Source organism: Qipengyuania algicola (assembly GCF_042492175.1).
Taxonomy (GTDB): Bacteria; Pseudomonadota; Alphaproteobacteria; order Sphingomonadales; family Sphingomonadaceae; genus CAJXSN01.
In genome coordinates this window covers 2,127,338-2,145,753 of record NZ_CP170453.1, presented here as the reverse complement: position 1 = coordinate 2,145,753, position 18,416 = coordinate 2,127,338, and the positions used below count along the sequence as shown (strand labels likewise).

The 18,416-nt window shown below is 62.4% G+C and carries 21 protein-coding genes; 13 read left to right on the top strand and 8 right to left on the bottom strand.

Annotated elements, in window-relative coordinates; all coding sequences use genetic code 11:
• Positions 1-13 precede the first annotated feature (13 nt).
• From tsaB to ACFCW2_RS10135, 10 genes are all read left to right on the top strand, one after another.
• The gene (gene tsaB, locus ACFCW2_RS10180; protein WP_379546147.1) at positions 14-712 is read left to right on the top strand and encodes a tRNA (adenosine(37)-N6)-threonylcarbamoyltransferase complex dimerization subunit type 1 TsaB; all 699 of its coding nucleotides are present in this window, start codon (positions 14-16) and stop codon (positions 710-712) included.
• Entirely contained in the window at positions 709-1,164 is a 456-nt protein-coding gene (locus ACFCW2_RS10175; protein WP_379546146.1) for a GNAT family N-acetyltransferase, read from the top strand. Before tsaB ends, ACFCW2_RS10175 begins: the two co-directional genes overlap by 4 nt.
• 158 nt (positions 1,165-1,322) lie before the next feature.
• The gene (locus tag ACFCW2_RS10170; RefSeq protein WP_379546145.1) at positions 1,323-1,760 is read left to right on the top strand and encodes a MucR family transcriptional regulator; all 438 of its coding nucleotides are present in this window, start codon (positions 1,323-1,325) and stop codon (positions 1,758-1,760) included.
• Between the two features lie 134 nt (positions 1,761-1,894).
• Positions 1,895-2,317: a Fur family transcriptional regulator gene (locus ACFCW2_RS10165; RefSeq protein WP_379546144.1), complete on the top strand. Its 423-nt coding sequence runs from the start codon at positions 1,895-1,897 to the stop codon at positions 2,315-2,317.
• Complete coding sequence (locus ACFCW2_RS10160; RefSeq protein ID WP_379546142.1) at positions 2,307-3,242, top strand: lysophospholipid acyltransferase family protein; 936 nt, start codon at positions 2,307-2,309, stop codon at positions 3,240-3,242. The genes ACFCW2_RS10165 and ACFCW2_RS10160 overlap by 11 nt, the downstream gene beginning before the upstream one ends.
• A 35-nt stretch (positions 3,243-3,277) precedes the next feature.
• Complete coding sequence (gene miaB / locus ACFCW2_RS10155) at positions 3,278-4,642, top strand: tRNA (N6-isopentenyl adenosine(37)-C2)-methylthiotransferase MiaB (protein WP_379546141.1); 1,365 nt, start codon at positions 3,278-3,280, stop codon at positions 4,640-4,642.
• A gap of 117 nt (positions 4,643-4,759) precedes the next feature.
• Positions 4,760-5,794 carry a PhoH family protein gene (locus tag ACFCW2_RS10150; RefSeq protein ID WP_379548969.1) on the top strand — a complete coding sequence of 345 codons (1,035 nt, stop codon included), beginning with the start codon at positions 4,760-4,762 and terminating at the stop codon, positions 5,792-5,794.
• Positions 5,795-6,283, top strand: a complete 489-nt coding sequence (gene ybeY / locus ACFCW2_RS10145) for an rRNA maturation RNase YbeY (RefSeq protein ID WP_379546140.1) — start codon at positions 5,795-5,797, stop codon at positions 6,281-6,283.
• Between the two features lie 17 nt (positions 6,284-6,300).
• Complete coding sequence (locus ACFCW2_RS10140) at positions 6,301-7,230, top strand: hemolysin family protein (RefSeq protein ID WP_379546139.1); 930 nt, start codon at positions 6,301-6,303, stop codon at positions 7,228-7,230.
• A gap of 74 nt (positions 7,231-7,304) precedes the next feature.
• Positions 7,305-8,189, top strand: coding sequence for a LysR substrate-binding domain-containing protein (locus ACFCW2_RS10135; RefSeq protein WP_379546137.1), 885 nt, complete (start codon positions 7,305-7,307; stop codon positions 8,187-8,189).
• On the opposite strand, the gene ACFCW2_RS10130 is transcribed toward ACFCW2_RS10135, so the two are convergent.
• The 4 genes from ACFCW2_RS10130 to ACFCW2_RS10115 all read right to left on the bottom strand — a co-directional run bounded on the left by ACFCW2_RS10130 (position 8,125) and on the right by ACFCW2_RS10115 (position 11,747).
• A complete protein-coding gene (locus ACFCW2_RS10130) occupies positions 8,125-9,093 on the bottom strand; it encodes an alpha/beta hydrolase family protein (RefSeq protein WP_379546136.1) in 969 nt (322 codons plus the stop codon). The two genes, ACFCW2_RS10135 and ACFCW2_RS10130, sit on opposite strands and share 65 nt — an antisense overlap.
• A 127-nt stretch (positions 9,094-9,220) precedes the next feature.
• On the bottom strand, positions 9,221-10,099 hold the full coding sequence (locus ACFCW2_RS10125) for a hypothetical protein (protein ID WP_379546134.1): 879 nt from the start codon (positions 10,097-10,099) through the stop codon (positions 9,221-9,223).
• A 65-nt stretch (positions 10,100-10,164) separates the two neighbouring features.
• Entirely contained in the window at positions 10,165-11,277 is a 1,113-nt protein-coding gene (locus tag ACFCW2_RS10120) for an acyltransferase family protein (RefSeq protein ID WP_379546132.1), read from the bottom strand.
• Positions 11,278-11,285: 8 nt separating this feature from the next.
• On the bottom strand, positions 11,286-11,747 hold the full coding sequence (locus ACFCW2_RS10115) for a peptidylprolyl isomerase (RefSeq protein ID WP_379546130.1): 462 nt from the start codon (positions 11,745-11,747) through the stop codon (positions 11,286-11,288).
• A 133-nt stretch (positions 11,748-11,880) separates the two neighbouring features.
• Between ACFCW2_RS10115 and mgtE the strand changes: the two genes are divergently transcribed.
• From mgtE to ACFCW2_RS10100, 3 genes are read left to right on the top strand one after another with little or no spacing between them, the layout of a single operon-like run.
• A complete protein-coding gene (mgtE, locus tag ACFCW2_RS10110) occupies positions 11,881-13,344 on the top strand; it encodes a magnesium transporter (RefSeq protein WP_379546128.1) in 1,464 nt (487 codons plus the stop codon).
• A gap of 38 nt (positions 13,345-13,382) precedes the next feature.
• Positions 13,383-14,141, top strand: coding sequence for an SDR family oxidoreductase (locus ACFCW2_RS10105; RefSeq protein WP_379546127.1), 759 nt, complete (start codon positions 13,383-13,385; stop codon positions 14,139-14,141).
• Positions 14,142-14,173: 32 nt separating this feature from the next.
• The gene (locus ACFCW2_RS10100) at positions 14,174-14,563 is read left to right on the top strand and encodes a DUF1489 family protein (protein ID WP_379546125.1); all 390 of its coding nucleotides are present in this window, start codon (positions 14,174-14,176) and stop codon (positions 14,561-14,563) included.
• 7 nt (positions 14,564-14,570) lie between these two features.
• Here ACFCW2_RS10100 and ACFCW2_RS10095 read toward each other — a convergent pair whose 3' ends face one another.
• The 4 genes from ACFCW2_RS10095 to ACFCW2_RS10080 are packed head-to-tail and all read right to left on the bottom strand — an operon-like array spanning position 14,571 to position 18,331.
• Entirely contained in the window at positions 14,571-15,386 is an 816-nt protein-coding gene (locus ACFCW2_RS10095) for an SDR family NAD(P)-dependent oxidoreductase (RefSeq protein WP_379546123.1), read from the bottom strand.
• Positions 15,383-16,072, bottom strand: a complete 690-nt coding sequence (locus ACFCW2_RS10090; protein WP_379546121.1) for a DsbA family oxidoreductase — start codon at positions 16,070-16,072, stop codon at positions 15,383-15,385. The genes ACFCW2_RS10095 and ACFCW2_RS10090 overlap by 4 nt, the downstream gene beginning before the upstream one ends.
• Before the next feature lie 14 nt (positions 16,073-16,086).
• Positions 16,087-16,998: an NAD(+) diphosphatase gene (gene nudC / locus ACFCW2_RS10085; protein WP_379546119.1), complete on the bottom strand. Its 912-nt coding sequence runs from the start codon at positions 16,996-16,998 to the stop codon at positions 16,087-16,089.
• The gene (locus ACFCW2_RS10080) at positions 16,991-18,331 is read right to left on the bottom strand and encodes a serine hydrolase domain-containing protein (RefSeq protein WP_379546117.1); all 1,341 of its coding nucleotides are present in this window, start codon (positions 18,329-18,331) and stop codon (positions 16,991-16,993) included. Before ACFCW2_RS10080 ends, nudC begins: the two co-directional genes overlap by 8 nt.
• Positions 18,332-18,416 lie beyond the last annotated feature (85 nt).

The window sequence follows — 18,416 nt, the reverse complement described above, 5'->3', positions numbered from 1 at the left end:
TTGAGCGAAACGCATGGGTGAGGCATCTGGCCTCCCCATGCCGACCGCTGCCCCTGCCCCCCTTAACAGAACGCTGGTGATCGAATGCGCTACCGAAGCGTGCTCGGTCGCTTTGTTCGAAGGCGACACACTGCGCCTGGTCGATGCGCGGCATGAGGTGCTGGGGCGCGGCCATGCCGAACGGCTGATCCCGATGATCGCCGAATTGCCGGAGAAAGGCCGCGCGGGACATATTTGTGTCTCGCTTGGCCCCGGCAGCTTTACCGGCGTGCGGATCGGGATCGCAGCGGCCCGGGCATTGGGCATCGCTTGGGGTGCGCGCGTCACCGGCTACCCAACCCTCGCCCTGATCGCAGCCGGAGCGCAATCGGGAAGCCGCCCTGTCACCGTCTGCATGGAAGGCGGACACTCGCAGTGGTTCATCCAGAATTTCGATGGTCACGGCGGAGCGCAGGACCTTGTGCAGTCATTGCCCTACCCCGAAGCGGCCAAAGCCTGCCGCCACCCGGTCATTGCCGGCAACCGCGCAGCGGCACTCGCGCAATTGCTGGAGGACGGGCGAGAGGTCATCGAAATTTCTGCCGACGCTCGGCACTTTCCTTTTCTTCACCATAACACACTGACCGATGACCTGACGCCGCTCTATGGACGCGCACCCGATGCAAAACCTGCCAACACGCCCGCATCCCAACCGCAGAAGCCAACCCAATGATCGATCCACTCGACACGATCATGCACATCATGGCCGCCAGTTTCGATCCCGCTTGGGGCGAGGCATGGAACAGGGCGCAGATCGCATCCTCTCTCGATATGCCCGGCACGCATATCGCCATGCTGAGCGCTGACGGATCGGCGCCCACGGAGACCACTCCGGCGGTGTGCTTCGCGATGACCCGGGCGGCCCCGGGAGAAGAAGAACTGCTCCTCATTGCCGTGCTGCCTGACCACAGAAAAGCGGGCCTTGGCAAACGGTTACTTCTACTTATTGCCGAAAGTGCGCGGGAACGCGGAGCGGAGCGAATGTTCCTCGAAATGCGCGAGAACAATCCCGCTGCCAGCCTGTATCGCGCGGTCGGATACAAACCAATCGGAAGACGCAAAGCCTATTATAAGGTGGCGGATGGCAGCAGGCTGGACGCGATTACTTTCGCCAAGACTCTGTAGCGCACACAATCCAATGGAAATCGACTGTTAAACAGTTGGTATGAAAGGCGCGCATATTGCAACCGAGCGCCATTTGTATCATGGGCCGAAGCCGGAGCGCACGGACAATAGCCGGTGCTCTAATAAAAACAAAAGTCGATCGCAAAAAGGAAAGAACCATGGACGCTATCGAATTCGATATGTCTGAAACCCTCATCACCCTCACTTCCGACATCGTTGCTGCCCATGTCAGCAACAACAATGTCGATGTAGAAGATGTGCCGGTATTGATTACCACAGTCCACGCCGCGCTTGCCGGCCTCGAAGGCGGCGCGGAAGCGCAGGAAGAGACGCCAGAGCCGGCCGTTTCCATCCGCGCCTCGCAGAAGAAAGACCATCTCGTCTGTCTCGACTGCGGCAAGAAGATGAAGATGCTGAAGCGTCATTTGATGACCGAACATGGTCTGACCATCGACGAATATCGTGCGCGCTGGGGTCTGTCGGCAGACTATCCCATGGTCGCCCCGGATTACGCCGAGACCCGCCGCGATCTGGCCAAGAAAATCGGCCTTGGCCGCAAGCCGGGACAGAAGCGCGGCCGCCAGAAGAAGGCCTGAGCCAACTAATACCTGTGCCTGATCGGGTGATGACAGCTCGCTCGTTATGCACATTAGGTTGAGAGAGGCGCTCCGCCCCGTTAAGGGTCGGGGCGTCTTTCGTTTTTGCCGCCCTGACAACCAGAGAGAGTTTCTTGCCCGACCGCATCGATCTTGAGCAATTGTGTGCCGATAAGGGTCTGCGCATTACCGAGCAGAGGCGCGTCATCGCGCGCGTCCTGTCCGATAGCGACGATCATCCCGATGTGGAATTGCTGCACAGCCGGGCGAGCGCGATCGATCCCAAGATCAGCATCGCCACGGTCTATCGCACCGTCCGACTGTTCGAAGAGGCAGGCATCCTCGACCGCCACGATTTCGGCGATGGACGCGCCCGTTACGAGCCCGCACCCGAGGCGCATCATGACCATCTGATTGATGTCGAAACCGGCAATGTGGTCGAATTTGTCGATCCGGAGCTCGAAGCATTGCAGAAACAGATCGCCGAGAAACTGGGCTATCGCCTCGTCGATCACCGGATGGAACTTTACGGCGTCCGTCTCGAACGTGACGACTGAGACCGATTCTACGGCGCGGCCCGATGCGGGCTACGATTCGCGCAAAGACCCGCTCGGCCACGAATGGCGCCACCGGGCGGCCGCAGCCAAGGGCGTGCCCACGCCGCTGAACTTCATGGAATGGGTGCGGTTCGTCACCCGGCTGACGCTGATCGTCCTGTCGATGTTCGTCTTCGTTCCGCTACATTACGCCTACCGCCTGTTCAAATACGGCTCGCCCTTCCCGATGTGGTTTCTGGGAACAGCGGCGCGCATTTCCGGCGCAAAGGTGAAGGTGCACGGCACACCGCTGCGGCGCGACGTGTTCTTCATATCGAACCACGTGTCCTGGCTCGATATCCTCTCGCTGGCGGGGGCGAGCGGCACGGCCTTTGTCGCCAAGCAGGAACTCAGCGAAGTGCCGGTGATCGGCTGGCTGTGCAGCCTGAACCGCACGGTCTTCGTGAAACGCGAGAATCGACTCGGCGTGGCCGAGCAGATCAACGCCCTGCGCGAGGCTCTGATGGACAATTGGTCCGTCACCGTTTTCCCCGAAGGCACGACCACCGACGGTCATTCGCTCCTGCCGTTCAAGTCCAGCATGCTCAGCGTGCTGGAGCCGCCTCCGCCGGGCGTGATGGTCCAGCCGGTGGTGATCGATTATGGCCCGGTCGCGGAATGGCTTGGTTGGATCGACAATGAAGGCGGGGTCAACAATTTCAAACGCGTGCTCAGCCGCAAGGGCACGTTCGATCTCAACCTGCATTATCTCGATCCGTTCAGCCCGGAAGACCATCGCGGGCGCAAAGCCATCGCCGCCAAGGCACGCGAGATGATCGAGACGCGCCTTGAGCAATGCCTCGGCCACCCGGTCCGCCCTTTCAAATTCAATGTCGAACCTATCCGCTACAGCGCACCGAAGGTCACCGATAAGCAGACGCATTGAAGCGGGGCGCGCATTCGACTAGACGCGGCGCGCCCATGAAACCGACAACAGAACCCCGCACTCCGCCGAACACCGCGCCCAAGACCTACCGGGTCAAGAGCTTCGGCTGTCAGATGAACGTCTATGATGGCGAGCGGATGGCCGAGCTGCTGGATGAGAAAGGCATCACGCCTGCGCCCGAAGGTGAGGACGCCGATCTGGTGGTGCTCAACACCTGCCACATCCGCGAGCGGGCGGCGGAGAAGATCTACTCCGACATTGGCCGCCTGACCAAGGGCAAGACGCAAGAGAAAGCCCCGATGATCGCGGTGGCAGGCTGCGTGGCCCAAGCCGAGGGCGAAGAGATCATGAAGCGTGCGCCAGCCGTCTCCATGGTCGTCGGTCCGCAAGCCTATCACCGCCTGCCCGATATGCTCGACAAGGCGGTAGCGGGCGAGCGCGCAACCGATACCGACATGCCGCCCATTGCCAAATTCGATGCGCTGCCCAAACGCCGCAAGAGCGCGCCGACCGCGTTTCTGACTGTGCAGGAAGGGTGCGACAAGTTCTGCACCTATTGTGTGGTGCCCTATACGCGCGGCATGGAAATTTCACGGCCTTACAGTGATTTGGTGCGCGAAGCTCAGGGATTGGTCGAGGCAGGCGCAAAAGAAATCACCCTGCTGGGGCAGAATGTCAGCGCTTGGTCTGGCGAGGATGAAAAGGGTCGCGCTGTCGGCCTCGCCGGCCTGATTCGCGCGCTCGACCGGGTCGATGGATTGGAGCGGATCCGCTACACCACCAGCCACCCGGCGGACATGGATGACGATTTGATTTCAGCCCATGGCGAAGTCGCCAAGCTGATGCCCTATCTCCATTTGCCCGTGCAATCGGGCAATGACCGCGTGCTGAAGGCCATGAATCGCAGCCACACGGCGGACAGCTATTTACGGCTGCTTGAGCGCTTTCGCGCCGCCCGTCCCGATCTCGCGATCAGTGGGGACTTCATCGTCGGCTTTCCGGGCGAGACCGAGGCCGAATTCGAGGATACGCTGCGCATCGTAGACGCGGTGCGGTATGCCCACGCTTTCAGCTTCAAATACTCCCCCCGCCCCGGCACGCCCGCCGCGACGATGGAGGACCAGGTGCCGCTGGAAGTGATGGACGAGCGCTTGCAACGCCTTCAGGCCGGCATCGGCCGCCACCAGCTCGCCTTCAACGAAGCCAGCGTCGGCAAGACTTGCGAAGTGCTGATCGAGCGCAAGGGCAAGCTGCCCGGCCAGTGGCTCGGCAAAACCCCGTGGCTGCAGAGCGCTTGGTTTGAAGGCGACTATGCGCTGGGCGATCTGGTGACAGTGGAACTGGTCGAGGCCAATCCCAATTCCCTCGCCGCGCGGCCGCTGGTGAAAGTAACTGCCTGACGCGCCTTTATGACGGCCGCATGACTTTCCCCAGCCCCGAACACTGCGCGCGCTTGCCAGCCGCTGAGGAGCGCTTACATTCAGACGGAAGCAATGAAAGGACCGCGCCAGACCTGTATGGGCCGAAAACCGACACCAGCCGCCGATCCGGTGCTCTCACCAGATCCTGTCCCCAACCGCGAAATTCGCCGCGCCCGCGTGGAGGTGTCGTTCGACAACCAGTCGCTGCTCGGGGCCCTGTACGGCCAGTTCGATGCCAATCTGGTGCAGGTGGAAAACCGGCTGGGCGTATTCATTTCGGCACGCGGAGACCTGCTGGAAATCGAAGGGCCGGAAGACGCCGTGGCCCGCGCGCGCGAAGTCCTGAAAACCATGTATGACCGGCTGGCGCTGGGTCAGGATCTGGACGGCAGCGCTATCGAGGCGCTGATCGCCATGTCGAACGAGCCGACGCTGGAGGGTATCATCTCAGGTAAGGCGAACGACAAGGCGCCGATCATGATCCGCACGCGGCGCAAGACCATCGTCCCGCGCAGTGCAAAGCAGATCGACTATATGCGCAGTCTCGCGCGCGATGACATTATCTTTGCTCTGGGCCCGGCGGGCACCGGCAAGACTTATCTGGCAGTCGCGCAGGCCGTCGCGCAGCTGATCACGGGCAGCGTGCAGCGCCTGATCCTCTCGCGCCCCGCCGTCGAGGCGGGCGAGAAGCTGGGCTTCTTGCCCGGCGATATGAAGGACAAGGTCGATCCCTATCTGCGGCCGCTGTATGATGCGCTGTATGATTGCATGCCGCCCGAACAGGTGGAGCGCCGGATCGCCAGCGGCGAGATCGAGATCGCGCCCATCGCCTTCATGCGCGGGCGCACTCTGGCCGATGCGTTTGTCATTCTGGACGAGGCACAGAACACCACTCGCGAACAGATGAAAATGTTCCTCACCCGTTTTGGCCAGAACAGCCGGATGGTGGTGTGCGGTGACCCGAAGCAGGTCGACATCCCCGGCGGAGACCGGATGAGCGGACTGGCCGATGCGGTCGAAAAACTGGAAGATGTGGAAGGCTTCGGCACCATCCGCTTCGGCGCAGCAGATGTGGTGCGCCACCCGATCGTGGGCCGCATTGTAGAGGCCTATGAAGGGCCGATCGAGTAAGTGAACCTCGAAGTCGATATCGAGCACTGGCCAGGCGAAAACTGGCCAGAGCTAGCCGCGCGCGCTGCTGACGCTGCAACTTCTGTCGAGCAGGCACTTGGCAACCCGCGACTGGAGGCGAGCCTGCTTTTCACCTCCGACGCCGAGGTCCATACGCTCAACCGCGAATGGCGCGAGCGGGACAGGCCGACCAATGTGCTGTCTTTTCCGATGCTTGAGCGCGATAGTTTGCTGGCATTGTCAGAACAGGGCCCGCCCGTCATGCTCGGTGACATCGCGCTCGCCCATGAAACTTGCGCGCGCGAAGCGGCGGAAAAAGGCATTTCGCTGGCGGATCACGCGGCGCATCTGATTGTTCATGGCCTGCTCCATCTGGCCGGGCACGACCATGTGGAGAGCGATGCGCAGGCCGAGGCTATGGAAAAAATGGAGATCGCCGCGCTTGCACAAATGGGGTTGCCGGACCCATATGGGGATCGCAACATTTAGGAGTGCATTGCAGGGCCATGCCCGACACCGAAAACGAGAAGCCCTCCGGCGCCGGAGAATCGGAGAGTAGCAGCGGGCTGTGGCCCGCTTTCCGCAGATTTCTGGGCGCCGATGTCAGCGAACGCTCGCTTCGCGAACAGCTCGAAGACACAATCGACCAGCACGAGGACGAGACCCCGTCCGACGAGACGGAACCGTCCAATGGCGACCTTTCGGGCGTCGAGCGGCAGATGCTGCGCAATCTCCTCCATTTCAGCGAGCATGACGCGGATGACGTCGCAGTGCCGCGCGGCGAAATCGTCGCGGTGGAGGCAACTGCCTCATGGACCGATCTGGTCGCGGTCTTTTCCGAAAACGGACATTCCCGCCTGCCCGTCTATCGCGGCCAGTTGGATGACGTGATCGGCATGATCCATATCAAGGACGTGTTCCCGTTCCTCGCCAACGGGAAAACGCCACCCGAGGACTGGACGGTGCTGATGCGCCAGCCGCTCTACGTGCCGCAAGCGCGCGGGGCGCTCGACGTGCTCGCCGATATGCGCACGCGCAGGACGCATCTTGCCATCGTGGTCGACGAGTTCTCCGGCACTGACGGCCTGATTACAATCGAGGATCTGGTCGAAGAAATCGTTGGCGATATCGAGGACGAGCATGACGAGGCTCCCGTCGAGCTGATCGTGCCCATTGGCGACGGCATGTGGGACTGCGATGCCCGCGCGGAACTGGACGATGTCGCCGAACAGCTCGATCCGCGGCTGGCCGAGGTCGAGGAAGCGGTCGATACGCTGGGCGGTCTGGCTTTCGTTTTGGCAGAGCAGGTGCCACCCGTGGGCATGGTGGTGGAGCACCCCAGCGGCTGGCGGATCGAAGTGCTGGCCGGGGACGAGACTCATGTCACTCGCGTCCGCCTGCACAGCCCCAAAGAGTCCGATGTAGGCGAGGAATAGCGCGGGCGAACAAACCAGCTACACCCCCTTAATGCCCGCTCGACAAGTTTTCGCAGGACTTTAAAACAACCGCCATGGCTCTTCGCCGTCTTCCTCCCCTTCGCGCTCTGGAAGCGTTCATGCGCACCGTGCGCCTCGGCTCCGCGCGCGCTGCGGCAGAGGAGCTGGGCCTCAGCCCCAGTGCGCTCAGCCGCCGGATTGCCAATCTGGAGGAATTTGTCGGCAAGAAACTGTTCACCCGCGCGCGGCAGGCAATGCAGCTGACCGATGAAGGGCACGCTTTTTATGAAGCGGTGGCCCCGCAATTCGAAGCGCTGGCCCGCGCGGTGGAGGGACAATCGGACAATATGTCGCTGCTCCGCCTGCATCTGGGTGTCCTGCCGCTGTTCGGCAGCCAGCGCCTGTTTCCGCATTTGGGCGAGCTGAGGCGCCTGCATCCGCTGCTGCATATCGACATCGATACCGGCGCGCATCTGGAGGACCGGGTGGGCGATACGCTGGATGCGGCAATTATCCTGTCGCGCGGACCGGAAAAGGGACTGCATGCCGTCCGGCTCGATGAAAACATGGTCCATGCAATCACCAGCCGCGAACTGGCCGAGGGATTGAGCAGCACACCAAGCGAAGAGCAGCTATCCAAACAGACTTTCCTGATCCACAACGAGCTGCCCGAAAGCTTCACCGCGTGGAAGGAAGAGCTTGGGATGCGCGATCTGGAGCCCGCGGCCATCGACCATTACGATTCCGGGCAATTGATGCTGGAAGCCGCCGCGCAGGGTCTGGGCATCGCCATCATGCATGACGATCACCGCCGCCGGGCCGCAGATCCGCGCCTGACCGACCTGTTCGATGTCGAGGTGGAAAGCCCCTACAGCTATTGGTTCGTGTGCAAACCTACTGCACTGGAAGAGCGCCCGGTGCGGCTTTTCCACGACTGGCTGGTGAAGGCGGGGCTTTGAGGCTGTCACACCCGACAAAGCCATCTTCAAAACGTGTCATGACGCCGGGATGGCCCAACCTTTCTTTGATCTCGCCGTTCTCGTCGAGCAAGCAGTAGGCATTTACCCGAGGCGGCTTAATGTCGTTGAGTTCGTAGCTCGCATAGGCGACTTCGTCTTCAAAGGCTGCGATCCACGTCAGGCACTCGGCCAGAGCACGCATATAGTGATCGTTGGCTGGCCGCACGCCTGCATTGCAGTTGATCACCATCCCGTCATGGATCGGCATCTGTCGAAACCTGCGCAGGCCGCGCAAGATCTCGCCCCTTTCTCCGATGGCAACCCTTCTGGCCTCGCCAGTTGCCTCTTGCCTCGTAAAACGCGGCGACGCGTTAAACACAAATGCTCGGACGTTGCGCCTGATAGCAACCTCCATAGCCAACGCTCCGCCCAAGGAGTGCCCGGTAACGATAATTCGGGGGTCGGACCAGCCTTGCTCGACAAGCTCCCTTTTCACGGTATCATACAGGTCCAGCGCCTCCCTGCGCTGCGTGTCACCGATATTACCGTAGAACCAGTCGTTTACATGTGAGAATTCAGTTCCTCTGAAAGCGATTACCGTCTCGACGAATTCTTCACCATCTTTCCGTTCGAAAATGGCATAGGACATTCCTGAGGAATATTTGACTTCGGGCCGACGGACAGTCACGCCGCTCGGCAGGGTGAAATACCTATCCTCATCACGGTCGTAAGCGTTCTCTGCATACTGCGCATATTGCCATGCGTCCTTCGCGAGCTCGGTCGTGAAGGTGCACCAACCACCGGTATTATCGAGGCAGGGTGTGCGTGCCTGATTGAAATTGGTCGCAAGGCATCCACCCAGAAGCGTCGAACATAGTGCTGCCAATACCGCGCGGCCCATCATTATGCATTCTCCCCGAAGCATATTCCGCGATCGAAATACGAGCGTAGTGCAAAGCAGGTTCGGCGGCAACTTATCCGGATTTTGCGGGTAGCTTGCGCGACCACGGCCCCACTAATGGTCTGGCGACTTAGGCGCCGCCCTTGGGAGCGTGGGCGCATATTCCCCCACCCGTGCTCCGTCCCGGATGCATCTTGTCCGGTTCTCCGCATTCGATTTCCGGTTTGGTGATACCGTTTGGTGCAAGGGCCTTGAACGCGGCCTCGTCTTCGTAGGCTGCGATCCAGGTAAGGCAGTCGGCCAGTTTGCGGATCGAATGCTTTTCACCTGCGCTGGCGGACGGGCTGCAATTGATGACCACCGCCTCGGATGCCGGCGGCGCCTTGTACCGGCGCAGAACGCGCAGGAACTCGCCGCGTTCGGTTATCGCCAGCCGGTTCCTATCGTTTTGCCTCGGATCGCCGCTGAAGAAGGGCGAGGTGTTGAATACAAACGCGCGAACCTCCGGATGGTCGATCGAGATCTGGGTGGCCAGCGCCCCGCCCAGCGAGTGGCCGGTCGTCTCTATAAGTACATCGGCATAACCTTCGGCATCGAGCGCGGCGCGTTCTGCCTGATACACCGCCCGTGCCCGCTCCCGCTGCCCATCCCCCAGAGACCCGGAAAAGATGTCCGAAGTGGACCCGAACTCGGTTCCGCGAAAAGCAATGACGCGGGCCTTCAAGATACGCTGACGCCCGCGCACTTCATGCCGATCGAATACGGCATAGGCGAGCCCGCTATCGTCATTGCCCGCCTGCTCGCGTTCCAGAAAGGCATAGGGCAGGTCGGTGTACGTGTCCTCGTCGACATAGGCGTTGGAGGACAGCATGGCGTAGGGATAAGCTTCGACTGCCGCCTCGCGTACGAAATCGCACCATCCGCCCGGCTCACTACGGCACGGGCTGCGCGACTGGGTTAGGTCGGGATAGGCGGTGACGCAGCTGGTCAGCAGCACGGGAGCAAGCACAACGAAGAGCGCCCTCCATCTATTATGCCGGGCTCTTACTCTGCCACTCTCCAATGCGCGCCCCGCTACCATTGTCTGCCCATTCCCTTGAAATCACGACCATCGGCCAGGTCCGCCACCTTGCGACCAAGCGCGATGCCGGGCCGCTCGATCAGGCGCAAGGTGCACCATGCAGCGCCGTAAGTCAGCGCCAGAACCAGCAGCGTCAGACCCAGCAATGCCGGGCCGCCCGCACCTCTTTCGAAAAGGCCGGTCCACGCCTCAAGAGCGCGGATCACAGCAAAGTGGCAGATATAGACGCTGTAAGCCACCGCGCCCAATGCGACCGCGATCCGGTTGGCGAACAAACCGCGCAGTTCCTTGGGGGCGAGCAGCAGCAGGCCGGCGAAGCCCAACCCGACAAGCGGCACAGCCGCCCCATAAGACAGCTCGAAGAATGGCCCGATCGCCGCCGCGCCGCCCAGCCCCGCAGCCAACATCAGGGCGCACAGGGCAAGCGGCGTCCGCCGCTCGGCATTGCCGAACAGAAAGTCCCGTTCGCGCGCAATGAAAAAAAGCGCGATCAGGAAGACCGGTAGATGCAGTATCGGCCAGAAAAACAGGAAGGTGCGCGGCATGACACCGCTTGCCAGCCACTCGGTGAGGGCCACTGCGGCCACGCAGGCCGCCAGAACATGCCACAGGCGCACCCTGCCCGACAGGTACAGCGGCACCAGCAGCGGGGCGACGGCGTAGAATGTCATCTCCACCGCAATCGACCAGCCGCCGGGCACAATGGAGTTGATTGCCGGAGGCACAAATCCATGCAGGAATAGCGCATTTGCCCCCGCGCCCAGCACCCATTTCCACACCGTCATTGGTTCCCCAGCAGGGGCCAGCCACATCAGCGCGCCGTAAAACAATATCGCCGCATAATAGAGCGGCGCAATCCGGAACGCGCGCCGGACATACCATCCCGCCACCGGAGGCCGCCGAGCCAAAGTCAGGGTAATCGTGGCGGCGCTGATCACGAAGAACAGCTGCACACCGTACCGCCCGAACTCGCTCAGCGGAACGAGCCAACCTGTGAGATTGCCGCGCGCCTGCATCGCCGCGCCGACATGGATCAGGGCCACCAGCCCGATGGCCCAGGCACGCATGCCATCGAGCCAGTCGAGCCGGTTTGCCCCGTCTTTCATGCTTTGGCTTAGCTGACGGTCGCTTTCACGATCTTGCCTGGGCTTGCCGGCGGCTCACCCTTGGGCAGCGCATCGACATGCTCCATGCCGCTCGTCACCTGGCCCCACACGGTGTATTGTCCGTCGAGGAACTCGGTGTCGCCAAAGCAGATGAAGAACTGGCTGTTGGCGCTGTCGGGCATCTGGCTTCGAGCCATAGAACAGGTGCCGCGCACATGCGGCTCCGCGTTGAACTCTGCCTTCAGATCGGGCTTGTCGCTCCCGCCCATTCCGGTGCCGGTGGGGTCGCCGCCCTGCGCCATGAAACCGTCGATCACGCGGTGGAAAATCACGCCGTCGTAAAAGCCTTCGCTCGCCAGTGTGCTGATCCGCTCGACATGGCCGGGGGCCAGATCGGGGCGCAGCTTGATGACGACATCGCCGCCCTTTCCGTCGCCGCAATCGAGGGTAAATGTCAGTGTATCGGCCATTGGTATTTCTCCTGAATTTCGGGAATTGGCGCTGGCTATAGTCACGCACAGCCCGGCCCGCCACCCCTGCCCTGCTTGCGCACACGGTTTATGGCCGCTTGCTTTTGCCGCTTCGCCGCCTAGAGCGTGCCCTATGACCCAGCCCGGCCCTCTCGACGACGATCTGCTGCTGGCCGATGCGCCGGAGGAGCACGACGCGCATGAGGAAGGCGGCAGGCCCGACGACCGGATCGATGACGAGCGCCACGACGAGGAAAACCGGCTGAAGCCCGAATATGTCCGCGCGGTAGAAGACGCGCTGGAGGCGGATGATCGCAGCGCCGTCTACGATCTGGTCGAGCCGCTGCACCCGGCCGACATTGCCGACTTGCTGGAATTGTTCGAGCGCGACGACAGGATGAAGCTGGTCACCGCGATCAGCGATCTGATGTCCAGCGATGTGGTCGCCGAACTCAACGACTTTGTCCGCGAAGACATGATGGAAGCGCTGCCGGCCGATGCGGTGGCGCAGATTGCCGAGCAGCTCGATACCGACGACGCCGTCCAGCTGATCGAGGATCTCGACGCGCCGGACCAGCGGGCCATTCTGGCCGAAATGGACGCCGAAGACCGCGCGGCCATCGAAAGCGCGCTGTCTTATCCGGAAGAAACCGCCGGACGCCTGATGCAGCGCGAATTCGTCGCGGTGCCGGAGCATCTGAGCGTCGGCGATCTGATCGACATTTTGCGCGAAGATGAAGAGCTGCCGACCGAGTTCTTCGAGATTTTCGTCGTCGATGCGGCGCATCATCCCGTGGGCACCTGCAATTTGTCCTGGATCTTGCGCACGCCCCGCTCTGTGGCGCTCAGCGATGTGATGAAGCGCGACCAGACCCTGATCCCCGTTTCGATGGATCAGGAAGAGGTCGCGCTGATGTTCCAGAAATACGCGCTGATCTCTGCCGCCGTAGTGGACGAGGACGAGCGGCTGGTCGGGCAGATGACCGTCGATGATATCGTCCACATTATCGCCGAGGAAGCGGGCGAGGATGCCCTGCTGATGTCGGGCGCGGGCGACGGCGATATCAACGAGCCACTGCGCGATGCATACTCCGCCCGCGTCCGCTGGCTGATTGCCAATCTGGGCACCGCGCTTGTCGCTTCGCTGATTATTGCCGCCTTCGGTGCCGCGATCGAGAAGCTGGTTGCGCTCGCCGTGCTGATGCCGATTGTCGCCAGCATCGGCGGCAATGCCGGCACGCAGACCATGGCCGTCACCGTCCGTGCCATAGCCATGAACCAGCTGACCCGGGCCAACACGACGCGCATATTGTGGCGCGAAATGCGGGTCGCGATCCTGAACGGGGTGACCATTGCGGTGCTGATCGGGCTGGCCACGGCGGCAATCTTCACCCCGATGCTGGGCGGCGTAATCGCGCTCGCGATGGTCATCAATGTCATCACTGCGGGCCTCGCTGGCGTGCTGGTTCCGGTGATTTTCGACCGGCTGGACACTGACCCGGCCGTCGCCAGCAGCGTGTTCGTGACCATGATCACGGATTCCATGGGCTTCTTCGCCTTCCTAGGTTTGGCAGTGGCGAGCGGTCTGGTCGGCTGATAGCGCGCCTCCCGATGGCATAATCGGGGAGACGGACAATGGCGCGCACGCAGGACAAGATCGTATTGCTCACAGGAGGGGCCATGGGCCTCGGCAAGGCGGCGGCGCAGGCCTTGCTGGCCGAAGGCGCCACCGTCATCATCAGCGATTACAACGCCGAAGCGGGGCAGGCCGCCGCCGACGAGCTGGGCGAGCGCTGCACCTTCATCGAGCAGGACGTGACCGACTGGGACCGTTGGCAGGACGTCATCGCGCAGGTAGAGCAGGAGCACGGGCGGCTTGATGTGCTGGTCAACAATGCCGCCATCACCGTGTTCGGCTCCATCGCCGATCTCTCGGTCGAGGATTTCCGGCGCTGCTACACGGTCGATGTCGATTCGATCTTCATGGGCTGCAAGGCCGCCCTGCCCCTGATGGCGAAAACCGGCGGGTCGATTGTCAATTTCTCCTCCGCCGCGGGCAACAAGGCCAATGCCGATCTCGCCGCATACAGCAGCGCCAAGGCGGCGATCCCGATGCTGACCAAATCCATCGCTCTTTGGTGCGCGCGGGAGAAGAACGCCGTGCGGGTCAATTGCGTCCAGCCCGGCACCATCCTGACCCCCAATGTCGAGAGCGTCATCGCCGGTACGCCCGATCCCGACGCGACGCGCGTGGCGTTCGGGCTGGCCCAGCCGGTCGGCCATATGGGCGAGGTGGAGGACATCGCCCATCTGGTGGTCTATCTCGCCTCGGAGGAAAGCAAGTTCGCCACCGGCGCGGCCTTCATCGTGGATGGCGGGCTCTCTATCGCTTGATTTGCCGCGCCAATGCGCCACATCGGTAGTCCATGCCGCTCCACCTGACCAAGATCGCCTTTGGGGCGCAAAGCTATGGCGATATCGAGAGCTGGTATGCGAACCGCCGCAGCCCCAACCTCACCACCCGCTATCGCCCCACGCGGTGGGAGGAATGCATCGGCGGATCGCTCTACTGGATTCACCAGCACGCCATCGTCGCCCGCAGCGAAATCCTCGGCTTCTCCGAGACCAAGACAGGCCGCTGGTCGATTGATCTGGAACCGCGCCTTGTCCGCGTGCAGCCCGTGCCCAAACGCGCGCATCAGGGCTGGCGCTACCTGAAAATAGACCCGCCCCGCGATCTGGAAGAGGGCGAGGATATCGGTGACGTCCTGCCCGGCAAGCTGATGGGCAAATTGCAGCGGCTGGGGCTGGTCTAGCTCCCGGTCAACCCTTGGGCCTGTTAGCCTCGATCATGGCACGCACATCATATTCGTCGACACCGCCCGCGTTCTCACCCAGCGCATCATACGCCGCTGCCAATGCATCCATCCGTTCTGCGATATGGCGCCGGTTCGATTTGTGGCTGACTACGAAACGGGCATTGCCCAGCAGTTGGGGGACAACAATCGCAGCATAATCATCGGCCACCATACCGTGGCGCATGAATTTGTCCTGTCCGATGCCGGTATAGACCCAGCCGGGGATGATCGTGCCGACATGGAGTTGCGGCGGAACATCCTCGCGCAGGCTCTCGGTCATTCCCAGCACGGCATGTTTGGCAGCGACATAAGTGCCCATGCGAGGTGCGGCGCAGAAGAAGCTGTTTTCACTGGCAGTATTGTAGAGCGCGCTGGGGATTTCTTGCTGCGCAAGGCGTCGTGCGAACACCTGCGAACCATAGAACGCACCCCAGAAATTGACGTCGAAATGGGCTCGCGCTTCATCCGGATCGATATCCCACAAGCGCCCTGACGGCCCGCCAACGCCTGCATTGTTCAGCACCAGATCCACGCGGCCTTTCCAACCAAAGGCGACGTTGGCCAGCGCCTCGACTTGCGACAAATCGGATACATCGCAGACATGCGTCAGCGCACGATCACCGAGCGGGCCGGCCGCGGCCTCCAGCGTGGATTGTTCGCGGTCGGCAAGGACTGCAAAGCCGCCCAAGGCAATTAGTCGCTTGCCAATCGCCAGACCGATGCCTGACGCACCGCCGGTGATGACGGCGACCTTGCCAGCGAAGTCGCCTTCCCCACTCACCCCGCCGTTTTCTCCGCCACCCGTCTGAGCGCGGTGACATACGCTTCGGGGGGCTGGGCGCCGGGGACCATGAATTTGTTCGCGATCACCATGGCGGGGACGCCCGTGATGTTGGCGTCCCAGGCCTGCCGTTCCTCGGCGCGGACGCGGGCGGCGGTGGCGTCGTCGTTTAATGCGGCGAGTGCTTCTTCGCGGGTCAGGCCCACATCGGCGGCGATATCGAGCAGCACGTCGCGTTCGCCGATCCGGCGGCGCTGGTTGAAATGGGCCTTGAACAAAGCGAGCTTCAATTCGGTCTGCTTGGCCGCGCCTTTATTCTCCAGCGTCCACACCAGCAGACGGTGCGCGGCGAAGGTGTTCCACATCATCGCGGGCGGTGCGGGGTCTTCGTCGCCGTCGTAATCGAGGCTGACTTTCGCGATGTCAGCAGCCTGCTTCATCTGGCCCTGCACGCCCTTCGATTCCTCGATGCTGCGGCCATATTTGCGGGCAATGTGCGCGGTGCGGTCCTCGCCCGTCTCGGCCATGTCGGGGTTCAGCTCGAAGGCATGCCAGCGGATATCCGCCTCGATCTCGCCGTCCAGTTGCTCCAGCGCCTGGCTCAGGTTCCCCCAGCCGACCAGGCACCACGGGCACATCACGTCGGACCAGATATCGATGGTCATTGTGCGGGCTGCATCCGTCATACGCGTCGTCCTAACTATTCCTGTTCGAGCCACCAGTGCAGCAGATTATAAGCGATGGCCTGCGGGGGCGGAGCATTGAACAGCGCGCCTTCGCCCTTGTCCATCGCGGCCTGAACCTGCGCGCGGGTGAAGAACTGCACATCCTCCAGTTCGCTGGTGTCGACCGTGATTTCGCCCGGCTCGGCCAGTGCGTGGCAGCCGATCATCAGCTGGCTGGGGAACGGCCATGGCTGGCTGGCGATGTAGCTGACGTCTTTCACCACGATGCCGGATTCCTCCAGCACTTCGCGCGCGACGCCTTCTTCGATGCTTTCGCCCGGCTCCACGAAGCCCGCTAGCGCCGAATAGGCTTTCTCTGGCCAGCCCTTGCCGCGGCCCAGCATCAATTCGCCATCCCGCTCCACCAGCATGATGGTGACGGGATCGGTGCGCGGGAAATGCTGGGTGCCGCAGCCGCCTGCGTCCGCCGCGCAGTCGCGCTGCCAGCCGCCTTTGGCGATTGTGGTCGGCTTGCCGCATTGCGCGCAGAAGCGGTGGCGCGCGTGCCAGTTCACGATGCTGCGCGCGCTGCCGTAAATCGCGAGATCGTCGGCAGAGAGCGCGGTCATCGCGGCCCAAACGCGCGGATTGTTGATCCGTGGGCCGATATCGCCTTGTTCGGGCACGGCTACGAAGCAGGGTTTTGCGGGGCCGTCTCCCATGTGGTCCAGCCCAAGAAACACCAGCTCCGCATCTTCCGGCGCGTCGGCCAGCGAGCCCCATAGCAGCCCGCCCGCATCGTCCATCTGCGGCATCAGCTCATCCAGCGCGAGCAGCCGCGCCTTCCAGTTCATCATCCCGGCAATGGCGTCCGGATCGGCGCGCAGATTGTCCGCCCGGTCCAGCCGTGATCCGGCGAAGGCGATCGGCTTGGTTGGTTTACTCACCGGTCGCAGCGCCGCCCATCATCGCGGCCATATCGGCGCGCACCAGTTCGGGGAACTTGTTCTGGATCGGGTAGCTGTCGCTGGGCATGTACTGGGTATAAAGCTGGGCGCGCAGGCCGCTCTTGAAATCGCAGAACGCGGCGGTTCCAGCCGCCCCGCCCCAGCCAAACGCACTATCGGTCACGCGGCCACCGGCGCCAAAGCCCTGGCCTTCGATCCATGTGCCTGCGGTCTCGACGGTCGATGGCAGAATGTTGCGCGCGCCGACCCGCACGGCCAGCTCGCCCATCACGCGCTTGCCCTCGATCTTGCCGTAGCCGAGCAGCATCCGCAGGAAACGGTCGTAATCGCGCGGGGAACTGACCAGGCCTGCCCCGCCAAAGGCGAAGGCCGGCTCGTCGAGATAGATCGACGCCGCCGCCGGATCGATGGGCAGCGGGGTGCCGTTGAGAATGCCGTAATTGGTGGTGAAGCGGCCCACCTCGCTACTCGGCACAGTGAAATAGGTGCTGGTCATGCCCGCAGGCGTGAAGATGTTGTCCTGAAGGAACGTTGGAAAATCGGTGCCGCTGGCGACCTCGATCACCCGGCCCAGCAGATCGAGGCTGACCGAATAGCTCCATTTGGTGCCGGGCTGCAGCACCAGCGGCACCTCCGCCAGACGGTCGGCGAAATTGGCGAGGCCTTCGACCGGCTTGCTGCGCCCGAGGCCAGGGATGGGAATGCGGCTGACTTGTCCGGGGACCAGCCCCAGCCGCTCATACTCGTCCTTGATAGGGCCCTTCTGGATGATGCCATAGCCCAGCCCCGCCGTATGGGTCAGCAATTGGCGAATGGTGATCGGGCGCTCCGCCGGGACGACGTCGGTGATCGACCCGTCATAGGTCTTCTGCACCATCATATCGGCATAGGCGGGCAGAATGTCGGCCAGCGGCTGATCGAGGCCGAGCTTGCCGTCGTCGATCAGCATCATGGTCGCCATGCCGGTGACGGGCTTGGTCATGGAATAGATGCGGTAGAGGCTGTCGGCATCGGCCATCGCGGGCTGGCCAATCGTCAGCTTGCCCCCGCCCACGATTTGCAGCGCATCGGACGTGCCCCAGCCGAATGTCGCCAGCATATTGGCGACCTTGCCCTCGGCGACGTAGCCGGTGACTTCCTTCGTCACCCCGGGCCACGCCATGGAATGCGCAGCCGCCCCACCGTGGTTATGCGCAAGAGCAGCACGGCCCAGCGGCATCCCGGCGAGCATGGCACCTGCACCCGCCAGCGCGCCGCCACGCAGCAGTCCGCGGCGGCTGATATTCGCTTCTTCGAAAGTCCGGTAAGCCATGGGTCATCCTCTTTATGAAATTCTGTTTGACGGGTTCCTGCGGCAAGCGGGATGAACGGTCAATTGCCTCTTGTAAATCGCCGGT